This window comes from Nakamurella lactea DSM 19367 (assembly GCF_000426645.1).
GTDB classification, from domain to species: Bacteria; Actinomycetota; Actinomycetes; order Mycobacteriales; family Nakamurellaceae; genus Nakamurella; species Nakamurella lactea.
The window spans coordinates 70189-88262 of the sequence record NZ_KE384549.1; the positions used below are offsets into that span (position 1 = coordinate 70189).

General features: G+C 70.2%; 15 protein-coding genes. 9 read left to right on the forward strand and 6 right to left on the reverse strand.

The window, feature by feature from the left end; translation table 11 throughout:
- The first annotated feature begins 53 nt into the window (after window positions 1-53).
- Genes K340_RS0121220 through K340_RS0121245 form a run of 6 tightly spaced genes read left to right on the forward strand, consistent with a single transcriptional unit; the run spans window position 54 to window position 6174 of the window.
- The gene (locus K340_RS0121220; RefSeq protein ID WP_051267115.1) at window positions 54-1832 is read left to right on the forward strand and encodes a glycerol-3-phosphate dehydrogenase/oxidase; all 1779 of its coding nucleotides are present in this window, start codon (window positions 54-56) and stop codon (window positions 1830-1832) included.
- On the forward strand, window positions 1829-2608 hold the full coding sequence (locus tag K340_RS34670; RefSeq protein ID WP_029138172.1) for a DUF4129 domain-containing protein: 780 nt from the start codon (window positions 1829-1831) through the stop codon (window positions 2606-2608). Before K340_RS0121220 ends, K340_RS34670 begins: the two co-directional genes overlap by 4 nt.
- Complete coding sequence (locus K340_RS0121230; RefSeq protein ID WP_029138173.1) at window positions 2605-3270, forward strand: hypothetical protein; 666 nt, start codon at window positions 2605-2607, stop codon at window positions 3268-3270. Before K340_RS34670 ends, K340_RS0121230 begins: the two co-directional genes overlap by 4 nt.
- The gene (locus K340_RS32165; RefSeq protein ID WP_084614726.1) at window positions 3267-4319 is read left to right on the forward strand and encodes an AAA family ATPase; all 1053 of its coding nucleotides are present in this window, start codon (window positions 3267-3269) and stop codon (window positions 4317-4319) included. The genes K340_RS0121230 and K340_RS32165 overlap by 4 nt, the downstream gene beginning before the upstream one ends.
- Entirely contained in the window at window positions 4316-5701 is a 1386-nt protein-coding gene (locus K340_RS0121240) for a DUF58 domain-containing protein (protein ID WP_029138174.1), read from the forward strand. Before K340_RS32165 ends, K340_RS0121240 begins: the two co-directional genes overlap by 4 nt.
- A complete protein-coding gene (locus tag K340_RS0121245) occupies window positions 5698-6174 on the forward strand; it encodes a hypothetical protein (protein WP_029138175.1) in 477 nt (158 codons plus the stop codon). Before K340_RS0121240 ends, K340_RS0121245 begins: the two co-directional genes overlap by 4 nt.
- 15 nt (window positions 6175-6189) lie before the next feature.
- Here K340_RS0121245 and K340_RS32170 read toward each other — a convergent pair whose 3' ends face one another.
- Window positions 6190-7326, reverse strand: a complete 1137-nt coding sequence (locus tag K340_RS32170; protein WP_161632159.1) for an alpha-hydroxy acid oxidase — start codon at window positions 7324-7326, stop codon at window positions 6190-6192.
- Window positions 7327-7575: 249 nt separating this feature from the next.
- Here K340_RS32170 and K340_RS32175 point away from each other — a divergent pair, with 249 nt between their 5' ends.
- Genes K340_RS32175 through K340_RS0121265 form a run of 3 tightly spaced genes read left to right on the forward strand, consistent with a single transcriptional unit; the run spans window position 7576 to window position 11428 of the window.
- Window positions 7576-8232, forward strand: coding sequence for a TetR/AcrR family transcriptional regulator (locus tag K340_RS32175; RefSeq protein ID WP_161632160.1), 657 nt, complete (start codon window positions 7576-7578; stop codon window positions 8230-8232).
- Window positions 8229-9068, forward strand: a complete 840-nt coding sequence (locus K340_RS34675; protein ID WP_051267123.1) for an ATP-binding cassette domain-containing protein — start codon at window positions 8229-8231, stop codon at window positions 9066-9068. Before K340_RS32175 ends, K340_RS34675 begins: the two co-directional genes overlap by 4 nt.
- The gene (locus K340_RS0121265; protein WP_037366103.1) at window positions 9068-11428 is read left to right on the forward strand and encodes a YhgE/Pip domain-containing protein; all 2361 of its coding nucleotides are present in this window, start codon (window positions 9068-9070) and stop codon (window positions 11426-11428) included. The genes K340_RS34675 and K340_RS0121265 overlap by 1 nt, the downstream gene beginning before the upstream one ends.
- Before the next feature lie 18 nt (window positions 11429-11446).
- On the opposite strand, the gene K340_RS32185 is transcribed toward K340_RS0121265, so the two are convergent.
- From K340_RS32185 to K340_RS0121290, 5 genes are read right to left on the reverse strand one after another with little or no spacing between them, the layout of a single operon-like run.
- Window positions 11447-12841 carry a hypothetical protein gene (locus tag K340_RS32185; protein ID WP_051267125.1) on the reverse strand — a complete coding sequence of 465 codons (1395 nt, stop codon included), beginning with the start codon at window positions 12839-12841 and terminating at the stop codon, window positions 11447-11449.
- Complete coding sequence (locus tag K340_RS0121275) at window positions 12838-14604, reverse strand: dipeptide ABC transporter ATP-binding protein (RefSeq protein ID WP_029138177.1); 1767 nt, start codon at window positions 14602-14604, stop codon at window positions 12838-12840. The genes K340_RS32185 and K340_RS0121275 overlap by 4 nt, the downstream gene beginning before the upstream one ends.
- Complete coding sequence (locus K340_RS0121280; RefSeq protein ID WP_051267126.1) at window positions 14601-15455, reverse strand: ABC transporter permease; 855 nt, start codon at window positions 15453-15455, stop codon at window positions 14601-14603. The genes K340_RS0121275 and K340_RS0121280 overlap by 4 nt, the downstream gene beginning before the upstream one ends.
- A complete protein-coding gene (locus tag K340_RS0121285; protein WP_029138179.1) occupies window positions 15448-16410 on the reverse strand; it encodes an ABC transporter permease in 963 nt (320 codons plus the stop codon). The genes K340_RS0121280 and K340_RS0121285 overlap by 8 nt, the downstream gene beginning before the upstream one ends.
- 1 nt (window position 16411) lies before the next feature.
- Window positions 16412-18067 carry an ABC transporter substrate-binding protein gene (locus K340_RS0121290; protein WP_029138180.1) on the reverse strand — a complete coding sequence of 552 codons (1656 nt, stop codon included), beginning with the start codon at window positions 18065-18067 and terminating at the stop codon, window positions 16412-16414.
- Window positions 18068-18074 lie beyond the last annotated feature (7 nt).

The following is an 18074-nucleotide window of genomic DNA, read 5'->3' on the forward strand; positions in this document are numbered from 1 at the left end:
GGTGGGCCGACGGTAGCGTGACGGGGCACCTTCCAGACGAGGAGACCGGCCCTATGACGAGCACCGCATCCGTCGCTTCCGTGCCGAACGGCCCGAACTCGTCCGGCGCCCGGCTCGGTCCGGCAGAACGCGCCGTCAGCCTGGCCCGGCTGTCCGCCGAGGAGTTCGACGTGGTGGTGATCGGTGGCGGTGTGGTCGGTGCCGGCGCGGCGTTGGACGCCGTCACCCGCGGACTGTCGGTGGCGCTGATCGAGGCGCGGGACCTGGCCTCCGGTACCTCGTCCCGGTCCTCGAAACTGTTCCACGGCGGTCTGCGTTACCTGGAGATGTTCGAGTTCGGGCTGGTCCGCGAGGCCCTGCGGGAGCGCGACCTGATGCTCACCAAGATCTGCCCGCACCTGGCCAAACCGGTGTCGTTCCTCTACCCGCTGTCCAAGCCGCTGATCGAGCGGCCGTACGTCGCCGCCGGGCTGATCCTCTACGACACGATGGGCGGCGCCAGGTCGGTGCCACGCCACAAGCACCTGACCAGGGCCGGCGCGCTGCGGATGGTGCCGGCGCTGAAGAAGGACGCGCTGGTCGGCGGCATCCGTTACTACGACGGCGAGGTGGACGACGCCCGGCACACGATGATGGTGGCCAGGACCGCGGCGGCCTACGGGGCCGTGGTCCGCACCTCGACGCAGGTGGTCGAGTTCGTCAAGGAGGCCGATCGGGTCGCCGGGGTGAACGTGCGCGACGTGGAGACCGGCGACCAGGCGACGGTCAGGGCCAAGGTGGTGATCAACGCGACCGGGGTGTGGACCGACGAGATCCAGCGGCTGTCCGGTGGCCGCGGCCGGTTCAAGGTGCGGGCCTCGAAGGGCGTGCACCTGGTGGTGCCGCGGGACAAGATCCCCTCCGAGTCCGGCATCATCCTGAAGACCGAGAAATCGGTGCTGTTCGTCATCCCGTGGAAGTCGCACTGGATCGTCGGAACCACCGACACCGACTGGGATCTGGACCTCGCGCACCCGGCCGCGACCAAGGCCGACATCGACTACATCCTCGATCACGTGAACGCGGTGTTGGCCGTCCCGCTGACCAGCCAGGACATCGAGGGCGTCTATGCCGGACTGCGACCGCTGCTGGCCGGGGAGAGCGAGCAGTCGTCGAAGCTGTCCCGCGAACACGCGGTTGCCAGGGTCGCTCCCGGGCTGATCGCGATCGCCGGCGGCAAGTACACCACCTACCGGGTGATGGGCGCCGACGCGGTGGAGGCGGCGGCCGAGGACCTGCCCGGCCGGGTCAATCCGTCCTGCACCGCCGAGATCCCGCTGGTCGGCGCCAATGGCTACCAGGCCCTGGTGAACCAGGCCGACCGGCTCGGTGCGCAACACGGCCTGCACCCCTACCGGATCCGTCACCTGCTGGACCGCTACGGCTCGCGGATCCATGAGTTGCTCGCCCTGGCCGACGGTGACGAACCCGGGGCTGACGGGAAATCCCCTTTGCTGCAACCGATTCCCGGGGCACCGTCGTACCTGATGGCCGAGGCGCTGTACGCGGTGACCCACGAGGCGGCGCTGCACCTGGAGGACGTGCTCGCCCGGCGGACCAGGATCTCCATCGAAACCGAGCACCGCGGCACCGAATCGGCGCAAGCGGTGGCCGAACTGATCGCACCGGTGCTCGGCTGGTCGCCGGCCGACACCGAGGTCGAGATCGCCGGATACATCGCCCGGGTCGACGCCGAGCGCCGGTCGCAGACCGAGCCGGACGATCCGTCGGCCGAACAGGTGCGGCTGCGGGCGCCCGAGGTCCGGCAACTGCTGGTCTCGCCGGTGGCATGAGCGTTCCGAACCCGCCGCAGACCCGGCCGCCATTGCGGCCACCCGGGCTGGGCAGTGGAGCGCGGGTGGCGATCTTCGCCGCTGCCGCGGCGCTGCTGGTCGGCGTGGCGTTGGCCGCCGGCGGCCTCGGACCCTGGGTGGCGCGGCCGATCTCGGGTCCGGGCCGGTTGCCCGAGCGCCCGCCGACGTTGCAGACCAGGCCGACGATGAGCGCCCAGCCGACCGCCCCGGCGCAGGACAGCGCGAGCGGCAACGCGGTCGGCTGGGGCCTGCGGATCGTGGTGATCGCGGTGCTGGCGGTCCTGGTGATCCTGGCCGGGCGCTGGATCTACGGCCGGTTCCGTGACCTGGCCGTCCGGCAGTCGGTCGGCGGGGGCGCGGACATGGTCTCGGGGCTGGCCGGTCTGCAGCAGCCGCCGCCGGTGCTGGCGGGGGAGGCGGGCCGGCACTTCGACCCGCGGCAGGCCGCCGATGCCATCATCTCCTGCTGGTTATGGGTCGAAAGAGCCGCCGCCGCAACCGGTTCCCCGCGTCGCGAGCAGGACACCCCGACCGAGTTCCTGCAGCGTTTCGTCGAGCAGCGGGACGGTGTGGGGGCGGACGCGGCGGCCGAGCTCCTGCCGCTGTATCAGCGCGCGCGGTTCGACCACGTGGCGCTGACGCCCGACGCGGCCACCAGTGCCAGGGCGGCGGCCGAAGTGCTGTGCGCGCCGGTCCGCAGGGCCGGCGGGTTCGCCGACGAGAGTGCGACCACCGGCCCGGAAGGCACATCGTGAGCGCGCGCCAACCGGCGCCGGAGAACGCCTGGTACCGGCTGCTCGCCCTGCCGATCCTGATCGCGCTGGCCACCGGCATCGGTCCCTACGCCACCGGCGCGCCGTTGTCCCGCAGCATCGGGATCGGCCTCACTCTCGGGGTGGTCAGCCTGTTCGTCCTGATGTCGATGTCGTCGCCGCGCGCCGAGTGGCCGGAACCACCGATGGAGTCACCGGAATGGGGTCGGCTGCCGAAGCGGTGGGAGGTCCCTGGGCTGGACGCCGCGTTGGAGCGTCCGCAGTTCATGTCCAGGCGGGTGCTGGTGCAACTCGCCCGGCTGGCCGGTGAGCTGCTGTCCCGGCGCGGGCTGACCCTGGATTCGCCTGGCGCCCGGGAACTGTTGGGGGACCGGACGATCGCGCTGCTCACCGATCCGGAGGCGAAGGCACCCTCCCGTGCCGAGTTGTCGTCCGTCATCGGAGTACTGACCCGGCTGGCCGCCGACCCCGCGGCGGCCCCGCTGCCGATCCCGCCCGGTCTGGTCGCGGCCCCGCGCCGTCGGCGGTTGCTGCCGATCCGCGGCGTCGGACGCAACCTGCCGACGACCGCCGAACCCGCCCCGGCGGGCACGCCGGCCGACCAGCCCACCAACGCCGTGCCGCAACGAGAGGACACCAGATGAGTCATCCGGAGAACCCCGGAACCGCCGAGATCGCCGCCAGCGCAGGGCGGATCGCCCGTGCGGTGGAGGGCGCGATGGTCGGCAACACGCCGGCCCTGCGGATGTCGCTGGCCGCCATCCTGGCCGGCGGCCACGTGCTGGTGGAGGACAACCCTGGCCTGGGCAAGACGCTGATGGCCAGGAGCCTGGCCGGCGCGCTCGGCCTGGAGTTCCGCCGGCTGCAGTTCACCCCTGATCTGCTGCCGGCTGACATCACCGGCTCCTACCTGTACAACCCCGGCACCGCCGAGTTCACCTTCCAACCCGGTCCGGTGTTCGCCGGCCTGCTGCTGGCCGACGAACTCAACCGGACCCCGCCGAAGACCCAGTCGGCGCTGCTGGAGGCGATGCAGGAGGGCCAGGTGAGTGTCGAGGGAACCACCCACCCGCTGCCGCGCCCGTTCCACGTGATCGCCACCGCCAACCAGATCGAGTACGAGGGCACCTACGCCCTGCCGGAGGCGCAGCTGGACCGGTTCGCCGTCCGGATCCGCCTCGGCTACCCGACCGCCGACTCGGAGATGGAGATGCTCCGGCGCCGGGTGGCCAGGGCCTCCGGCGACCCGGTGGTGCAGCCGGTCATCGACCCGGCCGGCTTGCTGGCGCTGCAGCAGGGCGTCGAACGGGTCGATGTGGACGCCGATGTCCTCGGCTATTGCGTCGACCTGGCCAGGGCCAGCCGCCGGCACGACTCGGTAGAGGCGGGCGTCTCGCCCCGCGGCACCCAGGCGCTGGTGCTGCTGGCCAGGGCCTGGGCGGTACTTGACGGGCGTTCCTACGTGCTGCCGGAGGATGTGAAATCCGTTGCGGTGGCGGCCCTCGGGCACCGCATGGTGCTCAAGCTGCAGGCCTACGCCGATTCGCTGACCGGAGAGGACGTGGTCGCCTCGCTGCTGTCAACGGTGCCGACTCCGGCCAGCCGGCGCGGAGCGATGGTGGAAATGGTCGATCCGTACGGTGCCCCGACCGCGCCCGCCGGCCACCCCGGTCCGGCCGGCCCGCCGCGGTGACCGGACCCTGGCGGCGGACCGCCGCGTTCTACCGGGCGCTGGCGCTGGTGGTCTTCGCGGTCGGCATGGGGCTGGCCGCCGGCCGGGCCGATGTGGTGATCCTCGGTGCACCGCTGGCGCTGGGGCTGCTGCTGGCCCTGCTCGCCCGCCCGGTCCGGCCGGCGGCGATGGCGGCGCCGCGGTCCGCCGCCTCGGTGGGCGGAACCCTGGTGTCCCGCTCGACGGTCGGCGTCACCACCGACCTCGACGACCTCGCCGACGCCGAGTTCGCGACCGTCCTGCTGCCGGACACCACCGCCAGGCCGACCGGCAGTACCAGGACCGTCGCCGGCTCGCAGACCCAGCTGAAGTCGACCCTGGACAGCCGTAGTTGGGGCCCGACGATGCTGGCCAGGCCGGACCTGATGGCCGCCGGTCCGGATGGTCTGACGGTGGCCGGTCCCGGTGCGGCGCAAGAGGTATGGGAGTTGGTGCTGCCGGCGGTCCACGCCACCCCGCCGCTTCAGCTACCGCCGATCAACGGCGGCTGGGCCGGCGCGCACTTGAGCCGCCGGCCTGGCCAGGGCAACGACCTCGTCGATCTGCGCGATTACGCGCCGGGTGATCGGATGCGCTCCGTGCACTGGCGGGCGTACGCCCGGCTGGGCAAGCTGTACACCCGGCGGACGCTGTCCGACGCCGACGTCGACCTGATGCTCTGCCTGGACGTGCGCAGCAACCTGGGTCCGCGACTGCCGGTGGAGCCGGCGAGCCTGATCGACCGGATGCTGGCGAGCATCGTCGATACCGTCCGGCTGATCCGGGACAGCAGGTCGGAACGGGCCGGCGGGCCGGGCACCCGGGAACGGCTGGACGCCGAGCAGCGGGCGCGGTACACCACCCTCGACCATGCGGTGCATGCGGCGACGGCGATCGGGTCAGCACAACTCGGCGCCGGCGACCGGGTCGGCGTGATGACGGTGAGTTCCGATCGCCGGCAGATCCGGCCCGGCTCCGGAACCCGTCACCTGCAACGGATCCGCTACTTCCTGGCAAACCTGACGGCCAGCTCGCGGCGGGTCACGCCGGTGGCGTACTGGGGGCTGCGGCCGGGCACCGTGGTGATCCTGTGCAGCCCGCTGACCGACGACGCGGCGGCGGTCGCGGCTGCGGACTGTGCCGCCCGCGGGCATCAGGTGCTGGTGATCGACACGCTCCCGGGGGAGCAGATCCTGCGGGCGGCCGGCGGCAACGACCGCGATCACCTGCGGATCCTGACGCTGCAACGCGAGCTGCGATTGGAATCGTTGCGGCGGGCCGGTATTCCAGTGTTGAACTGGGAGGCCGGTTCGATCGAGTTGCAACTGGCCACCATGCTCAAGGCACTGCGGGGTCGGCGATGACGCTGTCCGCATCGACCACCGGCGCCGATCCGGCGCCGCCCACCGGCGATGGGCCGTCGTCACCGCCGGCGGTGGCCGGCTGGTTGCTCCGCGGTGGGCTGGCGCTGGCCGTGCTCGCGGTGGTGGTGCTGACGCTGGTCGGGGGTTCGGGAACCGGAGCCCTCACCGTCGCCGGACTGGTGTTGCTGGCGGCCGGCGTCGCCACCGTTGTCCGTCCGGATTCGCCGGGTGCGGTGTTCCTGCTGCTGGCCGCGATGGCCGCCCACCTGATGTTCGACTCCGCGGAGATCGATGTCGGGGTGGCCCTGCTGGCCGCCCTGATCGCGGTGGTGCACCAGCTCGCCGGGATCTGCGCGGCCATCCCGTTGGACGCCAGGGTGGATGTGTCCGCCTTGCGGCCGGCTGCGCTCCGGCTGGTGGTGGCGATCGTGGTCGTCGAGCTGGGCATCGTCCTGGTCACGCTCATCGGGTGAGCGGACGACCCTGGCTCACCACCGGACTTCGCGGTTGCGTTCCTCCAGAGGAGGGAAGCTGAACCCGGCAAGCCTGCTCACGTCGCCCGTCCCGAGCCGGCTGACGGCGCTCACCCCCAGTTCGTAGAGGGTGGCGGTGATCTCCTGCCGCATCAGCTCGAGCATGGTGGCGACCCCGGCCTGGCCGCCGACGCCCAGGGCGAACGCCGAGAGGCGGCCGACCGCGACCACATCGGCGCCAAGGGCCAGTGCCTTCACGACGTCGGCGCCGCGCCGGACCCCGCTGTCGAACACCACCGGAACACGCCCCGCCACCTCCGTCGATACCGCGGAGAGTGCTTGCAGCGCAGGAGGAAGGCCGTCGAGATTGCGGCCTCCGTAGTTGGACACGTAGACGCCGGACGCACCGGCATCGACCGCTCGTCGGGCATGGTCAGCGCTCTGGACGCCCTTGAGCATCCAGGGAAGGTCGGTCCGCTGACCGAGCGTCGCCAGCTGATCCCAGTCCCAGCGTCGGTCGGCCCGGTCGTCCCCCAGCGGGCCGGAGAAGCCGGAGTCATTGCCCTGCCCGTAGGCGGTGAGGTCGAGGTCGTTCTCCAGAAGCCGCTCACGCCAGGCCGCGGTGGGCATGTGGGTGAACAGGATGCCGGCATAGCCTGCGGCCGCCGCCCGCTCGACGTACTCGACGACCCGCTGTTCGCTGGCACCGAGCCCGACCTGAAGGTATCCGGGGCGACCGCCCGCGGCTGCCGCGATCTCTTCCAGGGACTGGGTGCTGGCCTCGGGGACGAAGCTCAAGGTTCCGGCGGCGGCCGCCGCGCGCGCCACCCCCGGATGGCCGTCCTGGTGGATGAAGCCGTCGAATCCGAACGGGGCACAGGCCACCGGCATGCTCAGTTGGCGATCGCCCAGCGCGACGGACAGGTCGGGTGCCGGCGCAGCTTCGAGCAGCCGCGGGGTGAAGACCCATTCCCCAAAGGCTTGTCGGTTGCGCTGAACGGTGGACTCGCTGCCGGCTCCTTGTTCGATGTAGTCCCAGACCGGCGGCGGCAGTAGCTGTTTGGCCGCGTGCAGCAACGCCGGAATGGTCGGCGGCGTCGGTTGTCGTTCGGTATCGCCTGGTACTGCGGATTCGCTGACGCGCTCACTCACGCAGGGGCCTTTCGCTGGGTACCGCGCCCACACTGCGGGGGCGCGTCGGGACTCCGGGGTGGACCGGACTTTACCGACCAGGGTTGGCGCTGCCGAGGTCGCCCACGCCCGGGCGCCAGGTCAGGGCCGACCGTGATGATCGCCGCCGGCGGCGGAAGGCATTGCGATGTGGTACACATCACAGATTGAGCCGCCCGTAGACGATACCGCTAGTCTTGAATACCGACGGTATCGGATATGCTGACCGGCATGACGTCAGCCCCGGTACCCCGCACGCCACGGACCGAAGTGCATCAGCGGATTCTCGAAGCGGCCGCCGAAGTGTTCGCCGAGAGCGGGTTCGGCGCCGCCTCACTGACCGCCATCGCCCAGCGGGCCGGTTTCACCAAGGGGGCGGTCTATTCGAACTTCGCCTCCAAGCAGGACCTGTTCACGGCGCTGCTGGTCGAGCACGCCAGTGCCACAACGGAGGCAGCCCTGAGCACGTTGACGGCCGAGATCGCCGGCCCGGACTATGGCTCGCTGGCCGAACGGGCCGGCCGGGTGCTGGCCGACGAGGTGATCCGCGGCGGACCCTGGCCGGTGTTGCTGGCCGAACTCGCGGTACGCGCCACCCGTGACCCGGAGGCACGTGCGGCCTACGTCGAGGTCCGGCAGCGGCGGGCCCAGGTTCTGGCCGACGCGCTCCACGCCCAGGCGTCGGCGCTCGGCGTCGAGGGCGCCGACGTCGAACGCGCGGCATTCGCCTTGCAGGGCATGCTCAACGGCCTGATGCTCGAACATGCCGCCGACCCGGACTCGTCGGACCACCAGCGGATGGCCGACGCGCTCGGCGCCCTCGTGAGTGCCTTGATCGGAGATACGGCAGTGAACGAAGACACGGAATTGATGGGGGACAGCGAATGAGCGCCGAGCACGGTCGGCATGAAGTTGCCGACAAGCAGCCGGAGACGCCCACCACCGACGAGAGTCCGGTGGCCGACGGGAGTCCGGTGACCCACGGGAGTCCGGTGGCCCACGAGACTCGGGTGGCCGACGAGACTCCGGTGGCCGACGAGAGCCCGGTAGTGGGCGCGGAAGCACCCGCTCCGGGACCGGCGCTGGTCGCCCGCGGATTGTCGCTGCGCGGCAGTCGCGGCCAGGTATTCGCCGATGTGGCGTTGACCGTCGCGGTCGGTGAGACGGTGCTGTTGGTCGGACCGGCCGGTACCGGCCGGTCCTGCCTGTTGCTGGCCCTCACCGGCCGGATGGCCGGCGCGACCGGCGAGCTGACGGTTGCCGGGCATTCGATGGCGGCCGAGCCCCGGAAGGTCCGGGCCCGGACCTCGGTGGCCAGGATCAGCGAGATGATCGTCCCGGAGCCGAACCTGACGGTCGCCGAATCGATCGTCGAGCGCGGACTGCTGGACGACGTCAAGGGGGATGCGGTCCGGCAGCGGTTCGACGCCGCGGCCGACATTCTGGGCCTGCCGGCCGACCGTGGTGTCCTGGTCGACGAGCTCTCCGCCGCAGACCGGACGGCGCTGGCGCTGGCCCTGGCGTTCATCGGGCCGGCCGACGTGGTGGTGCTCGACGACGTCGACCGGGACGTCGATGCCCAAGGACTGCAACAGCTCTGCACTCGCATGGTCGAACTGGGCGGTGACGGCACCGCGATCGTGGCCACCGCACTGCAGCCGCCGGCCGACCCCACGGGTCTGACGATCATCCCTCTGACGCCCGCCAACGGAAGTGACTCCTGATGCTGTCCACCATTCGGCTCGCCGGTAGCGAGCTCCGGCGCTTCAAGTCCGGCCTCGGCAAGATCGCGCTGATCTTCGTCATGCTGATCCCGCTGCTGTACGGCGCGCTGTACCTGTGGTCGAACTGGGACCCGTACGGCCGGCTCGACCAGGTCCCGGTGGCGGTGGTGAACCTGGACCAACCCGTTGAGTACGAGGGCGAGACGGTGAACGCCGGTGCGCAGCTGGTGGACGAGCTGAAGAACGACCCGATCTTCCAGTGGCACTTCACCGACGCGGACGGCGCCGCGGCCGGCCTGGCCGACGGCACCTACTACCTCACGTTGACGGTGCCGAAGGACTTCTCGGCGAACCTGACCAGTGGCACCGGGACGGACCCGAAGCGCGCGGTGCTGATGTTGCACCGTGACGACGTCAACGGGTACGTGATCGGGATGCTGACGGCGTCGGTGCAGGACAAGATCGAGGCCGCCGTCGACCAGGCGGCGATCGGCACCTACTTCAACGCCGTTTTCGGCAACCTGGAACAGATCCGGACGCAGATCGGCGAGGCGGCCGACGGTGCCAGCCAGCTGGCCGCCGGCGCCGCCGACGCGCAGCAGGGCGCCAAGAGCCTGGCCGACGGCGTGCACCAGGCCGAGGACGGTTCGGCGAAGCTGGTGACCGGTGCCGGTGACCTGAAGAAGGGGTCGTCGACGTTGCTGACCGGGCTGACGCAGGCCAAGTCCGGTTCGGCCACGTTGGCCGCCGGTGCCGCCGACGCCAAGTCCGGATCCGCCGAGCTGGCCTCCGGAAGCTCGACGGCAGCCTCCGGCGCACGTCAGCTGGCCGACGGGATCGATCAGCTGCACGCCGGGGCCGGGACGCTCGCCGACGGCGCCGATCAGGTTGCCGATGGCAACCGCGAGCTGGCAGACACAGTGGTCCCGATCCTCGACGCCGTGGTGCCGATCCTGCCCCAGATCACCGGCACGGCCGCCGATCTCACCTCGTCGGTGGCCGACCTGACCTCGATCGCCAGTGGCGACAGCGACTCGATCGCCAGCCGGACGGCCGCCGCGAACGCCACCCTGGCGCAGCTGGTGAAGAGTCATCCGGAGCTGGCCGACGACCCCGCCGTCACCCAACTCACCGCCGATCTCGCGAAGGTCGACGCCCGGGCCGGCGACATCGCCACCGGCGTGCAGAAGGTGAATACCTCGGCGCAGAAGATCGCCACCGTGGCCGGCACCATCAACGAGAAGGTTCCGCAGATCTCCGGAAAGGTGTCGACGGCCTCGGACGACCTGACCACGCTGGCCGACGGGGCGCAGCAGGTGGCGACCGGCGCGCACGAGCTGGACACCAACCTCGGCACCGCCGCCACCTCGGCCCACACGCTGGCCGACGGCAACGCGAAACTCGCTGCGGGAGCGAAAGAACTGGATACCGGGCTCGGCACGCTGAGCACCGGCGCCAAGGACCTGGACACCGGGATCGGCAAGCTGGTCGAGGGCGGCAAGAAGCTCGACACCGGCGTTGGCACGCTGGGCACCGGTGCCAAGGACCTGGACAGCGGTCTGACGAAGCTCGGGACCGGTGCCGATAAGTTGGTGACGGGCAACCAGAAGCTGACCGACGGCGCCAAGAAGCTGTCCACCGAGCTGACCAAGGGGGCCGAGCGGATCCCGCAGCTGACCCAGAACCAGCAGGACGCCGCCGCCCAGGTACTCAGCTCACCGGCCGACGCCCAGATGACGATCGACCACCCGGCCGAGAAGTACGGCCGCGGCCTGGCGCCGTTCTTCTTCGCGATCGCGATCTGGGTGTTCGGAATCTCGGCATTCCTGGTGCTGCGTCCGGTGTCCGAACGCGCCTTGGCCGGCCGGGCAAGGGCGAGCCGGATCGCCATCGCCGGCTGGCTGCCGGTGCTGGCACTATGTGTCCTCGGATCGCTGATCCTGCTCTTCGTCGCCTGGTGGACCCTCGGCCTCAACCCGGTCAACGTGTGGGGGAGTATCGGCGTAGTGGCGCTGGCCGCGGCCTGCTTCACCGCCATCGCCCATCTGCTGCGGACCGCGCTCGGTGTCGTCGGCTCGGCGGTCACCCTGGTGCTGCTGATGGTCCAGTTGACCAGCGCCGGCGGGCTCTACCCGGTGGAGACGTTGCCGCTGCCGCTGCGGGCACTGAACCCGTTCATGCCGATGACGTACCTGATCGACGCGCTGCGGATCACCTTCACCGGCGGGCCGGCCGGGCACCTGTGGCGGGATGTCGCGGTGTTGGCAGGCATCACCGTTGTCGTTGTCGGCGCAGGCATCTGGGTGGTGTCGCGGCGTAAGCGGTTCGCGCTGAAGGACCTGTACCCGGTGCTGGCCTGAGTCGCTGTCCGGGCGGCGTCAGCGCATGATGGCGGTGATCCGTTCGACGGCCGCGGCGGTCAACCGGGCCAGCGCCCCCTCGGCCAGCGCCGTCTGCCAGGCCTGGTAGGCGTTGCGCTGGTAGGCCTCGTCGGTCGGCAGGTAGACGAATCCCGGCCCGTTGGTCAGGTTCACGGCCACCACGGCCAGGTCGGGAAAGCGGTCCCGCAGGTCCGTCTGGAACGCCGCGTAGGCCTCGCCCGGGTGCGCGACGATCACGGCGTCGCCGATCCGGACCGTCCACAGCGGATGGATCACCGTGTCGCCGGTGATGTAGCCGTCCCGTAGGTCCCGTGCCCGGCTCAGCCGTTCGTCCCGGCTGAGCGGATCGATGTCCGCCCACTCCGCTTCCAGTTCCTGGATCGTCGGCAACGGACGCAGCGGCATGGTGATCTCGACCCGGTCGGTGGCCAGCTCGCCGGGCAGCTGGACCGGTGCCGTCCGCCAGCAGGCCAGCGGGGCGCCGGACTCGACGATCCGGTCCAGCTGCCAGCCGCTGCCCGGTGGTGGCAGGGTTCCCAGGGCGGCCAGCGCGCTGTGTCCCAGAGCCCGACCATGCCGGTCGGCCACCGCGACGTCGCCGACGTACTGCTCCCGCGGTGCCAGATCACCAGAGGCGCCCTGGAGGAACAGACACGGGGCGCCGGTCGCCTGTTCAACCGTCTCGCGCATGGCACCGACGTAATCCGGTGACAGCAGCCGGTTCTCCCAGGCCAAGGTGGTGGGATGGCAGGCGTAGTTGACAACGGTGCCCAGCACCCGGCCGTCCGCGGCGGTGACCCGGCCGACCAGTACCGCATCGTCAGCCGTCACCGTCGGGTCGAAACCGACCACCGCCCGGCCGTCGACCTGGGCCTCCCGGTTCGCGGCCAGGTCGCAGTGACCGGTGGCCCATTGCACGGCGCCCGGTTGTAGAGCGCCCAACGCCTCCCGGCCGGCGGCGACCGCGGCCTGCCGAAGCTCCTCGAGGTAGCCCGGGATCAGCTCGCCGCCGGGCAAGGTGGCATGCCCCGCGCCCAGCACCGCACCGGCGTGGGTGTGGGACAGCGAGAACAGCAGGTTCTGCTCCGACAGTCCGAGCTCCCGCAGCAGCAGGTCCCTGGTCTCGGTGAAGTCCGACACCCGCCGCCACCAGGTGGCATCCACGCCGATGACGACGACCGGGTCGCCGCCGTCGGCGGCCCGCAATGCCAGTGCCACCAACAGGAACGGACGGTGCACACCCTCGGCGATGTCGACCGTGGCCGGGCCCCAGTTGCGATTGCGGATGCCCACCGGCGGTGTCACATCCCGTTGCGCCATGCCGACGAGGCCGGCAAAGCCGCGCGGGCGCACCACATCCCCGACCCGGGAGGTGTTGGTCGCGGCGGTCATGCCGATACCGCCGCGGTCGAGCGGGCGCGCCGAGCCTTCTCGGTCACCGGATCGGCGGTCGGCACCGCCGCCAGCAGCGCCCTGGTGTATTCCTGCTTCGGCTCGGCGAACAACTCGTCGCGACCGGCCTGCTCCACGATGGCGCCGGATTGCATCACGGCGATCTCCGAACACATGTAACGCACCACTCCCAGGTCGTGACTGACGAAAAGGTAGGTCAGGTCAAGTCGTTGTTGCAGCTCCCGTAGCAGGTTCAGCACCTGCGCCTGCAACGACACATCCAGTGCCGAGACCGCCTCGTCCAGCACCAGGAACTCCGGTTCCAGGACCAGTGCCCTGGCGATTGCGACCCGCTGGCACTGCCCGCCGGACAGCTCCCGGGGAAGCCGGTCGTGGTACTGGGTTCCCAGGCCGACCAGCTCGAGCATCTCGACCGCCCGGTCGGCGCGTTCCCGGCGATCGCCGATGCCGTGCGCCGCCAACGGCGCCGCCACCAGCCGGCGGACGGTGTGCCTGCGGTTCAATGCGGCGAACGGATCCTGGAAGACGATCTGCATCCGGCGTCGCAGTTCCCGCAACTCGGTGCGGCCCAACCCGTTCACCGTTGTCCCATCGAACTCGACCCGCCCGGCGTCGATCGGCGTCAGACCGAGGATGCAGGAGCTCACCGTCGACTTGCCCGAGCCCGATTCGCCGACCAGCCCGAAGGTCTGGCCGCGTCGCACCGCGAAGCTGACGTCGTCCACCGCCCTGACCTCCGAGTGGCCCAGCTCGAAGGTCTTGCGAATCCCGGTGACCCGCAACAGTTCCGGTGCGCCCGGCTGCGGGATCCCGGGGACGGTGGCTCCGGCCGGCGGCCGCCCGGTGTCCGGCTCGGTCGGCTCGGCTGCTGTCGGGCGCTCGTCGACCTCGATCGGTGAGGTCCGGACCGGCGCGATGTCCGCGGTGGTGGGGATCGGCCTGGTCACATCTGTCTGCAAGTCGACCACCGCGCCGAGCAGGCTGCGGGTGTAGGGGTGCTGCGGCCGGGCGTAGAGCTCCTCGGCCTCGGCACTCTCCACGATCAGCCCGTGCTGCATCACGTGGATGCGGTCGCAGAATCCGGCAGCAACCCCCAGGTCGTGGGTGATCAGCAGCACCGCGGTGTGCCGTTCGGCGACGATCCGGTCGAGCAGGTCGATGATCCTGGCCTGGATGGTGACATCCAGTGCCGTGGTGGGCTCATCGGCGATCAGCACCTTCGGATCGCCGGCCAGTGCCATCGCGATCATCACCCGTTGACGCATGCCGCCGGAGAACTGGTGCGGGTAGGCGTCCAACCTTTCCTGCGCCCGGGCGACCCCCACCTCGGAGAGCAGTTCCACCGCCCGGTCCCTGGCGTCGCGACGACTCACCGTGCTGTGCAGGGTGATCGCTTCGGTGATTTGCGCGCCGATGGTGTGCACCGGGTTGAGCGACGACATCGGGTCCTGGTAGATCATCGCGACCCGGGAGCCGCGGATCTTCTGCAGCCGGCGCCGGTTCAGGGCAAGCACATCGACATCGCCCAGCCGCACCTGCCCGGTGGTGGTGGCGCCCTGGACCAGCCGCATCACCGACAGGGCCGTCACCGATTTCCCGGATCCGGACTCGCCGACCAGTCCGGTACGGCTGCCCGCCGCCAGGTCGAAGGAAACTCCCCGGACCGCCTCGGTAGAGCCGAAACGAACGGTCAGGTCCTGTACCCGCAGGGCCGGGGTGGTCGCTGGTTCCGGTGTGTTCATCGCTGTGTCCCGGAGTCGGTGCGGCCGAGCTGGTCGGCCAGCAGGTTCAGCATCCAGATGGTGATCAGGATCGCCAGGGCCGGGAAGGTGACGTACCCCAGGGACCGGCTGATCTTCTCGTAGCCCCATTTGACCAGCAGCCCCCAGGAGATGTCGGGATCCTGGATGCCCAGCCCGATGAAGCTCAGCCCGGCTTCCAGCGCGATCGCGTTGGCGACGTTGATCGCGGCCTGCACCCCGATCGGGGCCCACACGTTCGGCAGCACCTCGGTGAGTACCAGCCGCGGCCGGGACGCGCCGTAGGCGATCGCCGCCCGGTAGTAGTCGGCTTGTTTCTCGGTGAGCACCGCGCTGCGCACCATCCGGGCGGTTACCGGGGTCAGTAGCACTCCGACGATCACCGCCAGCCGAACCGGGTCGGATCCGAACGCGGCGACGAACACCAGCGCCAGCAGCATCTGCGGTACGGCCATGGCGGTGTCGGCCAGCCGCATCAGGATCTCGTCGACCAGGCCACGGGCGAAGGCCGCCGCCATGCCCCAGACGGCCCCGAGGATCATCGCGATGAGGGCGGCACCGCCGGCGATGCTGAGGGTGATGCGACCGGCATACATGATGCGCGACAGCAGGTCCCGGCCGAGTTCGTCGGTCCCGAGCAGGTGGCCGGCGCTCGGTCCGGCGAATCTGTCGCGGGACAGCTGGGTGGGGTCATGCGGTGCCAACCACGGTGCGAACAGCGACCCGATGACGATCACCGCCAGTACCACCAGCGCGATCACCACCACGACGTCGCGGCGGCGCCGTCGGATCGGTGCGGCCGCGGCCGTCACGGCCGCCGAGACCTCAGCCACGGCCTTTCCCCAATCGGAGTCGGGGATCCAGGATCCCGGTCACGATGTCCACCACCAGGTTGGTCACGATGAACATGGCGCTGATCAGCAGCACACACGACTGCAGCACGGCGTAGTCGCGTTTGGTCACGGCGTCCACCGCCAGCGAGCCGAGACCCGGCAGGCCGAAGACGTACTCGATGATCACCACCCCGCCCAGCGTGTAACCGACGATCAGGCCGAGCATGGTCAGGGCGGGGATCAGCGCGTTGCGCAGTGCGTGCGAGACCAGCACCCGGCCCGCCGGCGCGCCCTTGCCCCTGGCGGTCCTGATGTACGGGGCGCTGAGCACCTCCAGCAGGGAGGCCCGCAGGAACCGCAGCAACAGCGGCGCAGCGGCGAACGCCAGGGTCAACGACGGAAGGATCATGCTGCGCAGGTTCTCGCCGATCGATTCCGACAGCGGGGTGAATCCCCGCGAGGGCAACCACTTGAGCCGCACCGCGAACACCGTGATCAGCAGTACGCCCATGATGAAGCTCGGCAGCGCCATGCCGACGGTGGACACCGTGGTGACCAGCCGGTCGACGATGCCGCCGGGCCGGCGGACCACCAACAGTGCCGCCGGGACGGCGATCAGCACCGAGAGCACCATCGAGATGACGGTCAGCTCCAGGGTCGCCGGCAGCCGCTGGCCGATCAGTTCGGTCACCGAGTACTGGTTGAAATAGGAGTTGCCGAAGTCGCCGCGCACCAGGCCGCCGACCCAGGAGAAGTATTGGGTCAGGATCGGATCGTCCAGTCCGGCGTCGGCCCGCAGCTGCGCCAGGGTCTCGGCGCTGATCCCGGGCGTCGCGCCCAGCCGGGTCATCACCGGATCACCGGGCAGCAGCCGCAGCACGATGAAGATGAGGGCGGAGACGGCGACCAGCATCGCGATGCCGACCGCCAGCCTCCGCAGGATCATCCGCAGCATGTCAGGACACGGTCAGTCCCGCGGATTCCAGGTGCAGCTGACCCCCGCTTTCCACCCAGACACCGCTGACCTTGTTCGCCACCGCCGTCGCCACGTTCGACTGCAGCGGGACGATCACCGGCACCTGCTCGTTGACGATCTTCTGCACCTCTGCCCACTTCTGCTTGCGGGCGTCGGCGTCGGGCTCGGCGACCGCTGCGGCGTAGGCCTTCTCGAAGTCGGGGTTGTCCCAGTTGCACTCGCAGCGTCCCTTCAGCAGGAAGTTGATCGAGTACGCCGGCTCCAGCGGGGTCGACTGGAAGTTCGGAACCACCAGGCCCGGGTAGGACTTGCCGGCCGGGTAGAACCGGTCGACCCAGGTGGAGACGTCCACGTTCTCGATCTTCAGGTTGATGCCGATCTCCTTCAGGCTGGCCTGCAGGATCTGGCCGGCGGTTGCCCACTCCGGGTTGGAACCTGCGATGCCCCACCAGGTCAGGGTGTCGCCTTCCTTGACCCCGGCCTCGGTGAACAGCTGCTTGGCCTTGTCCAGGTTGTAGGAGTAGTCGGTCAGCCCGTCGGCGGAGAACCACGGATTGCCGGTGCTCAGCGGGTTGTTGGTCGGCGAGACCACGCCCTGCCCGTAGTAGGCGGCATCCAGGATCTGTTCGCGGTCGACCGCGTAGGCAAGTGCCTGGCGTGCCTTGACGTTGTTGAACGGCGGCGAGGTCGCGTCGACCTCCCAGGACGGCCACTGGCTCGGCGAGGCCGGCAGCACAACGGTGACGTCCGGGCTGTCGGCGTACTGGTCGACGTCGCTGAGCGGGAGCTCGGACAGCACCTCGATGTCTCCGGAGGCCAGTGAGCTCGCGGCCGCCGCGGAGTCCGAGGAGGTGACGATCTTGATCTCGTCCAGCGGTGCCGGGTCGCCGAAGTACGAGTCGCTGCGCGCCAGGTACAGGTGATCGTTCGGCACGAACTCCTTGACCACGAACGGCCCGGTGCCGATGGGCTTCTTGTCGATGGTCGAGATCGAGTCCATGTCCAGCATCTTGATCCAGACGATGGCGCTGGGGAACAACGCGTTCGCGGCGCTCAGCGTGAAGGTGACCGTGTGATCGTCCTTCGCCTTGACGTCGGTGACCGTGGCGATCTTGTTCGCCTCCTGGGTCGGCGTGTCCTTCTTGAGGTAGTAGTCGAAGGTCTTGACCACGTCGTCGGCGGTGAATGCCTTGCCGTTGGAGAAGGTGACGCCGTCGCGCAGCGCGAAGGTCCAGGTCTTCTGGTCGTCGGAGGCGGTCCACGACTCGGCGAGGTCAGGTACCACGTTCCCGTCCTTGTCGGTCTTGGACAAGCCGTTCCACAGCAGCGGGAACAGCACCTCCTCCCAGGCGAAGGTACGGATCGCCGGGTTGAGCTGCGGAATGCCGGCGGCCGCTCCGACGGTGACGGTGCCGCCGGAGGGTGCCGGAGCGGCCGTGTCCTGCGGCGAACCGGTGGTGCTGGTTTCGGTGCCGGCCGCGGTGCCGGTGCCGGTATCGGCCGGCTGCTCGGCCGATTCGGCCGGCGAACTCGGTGCGGTGGTGGTCGGATCGTCGGCGGAATCGCTTCCGGAGCAGGCAGCCAATGTCATGGCGGCGGCCAGCACGGACGCGATCAGGGCCTTGCGAGTACGCATCGGTCTT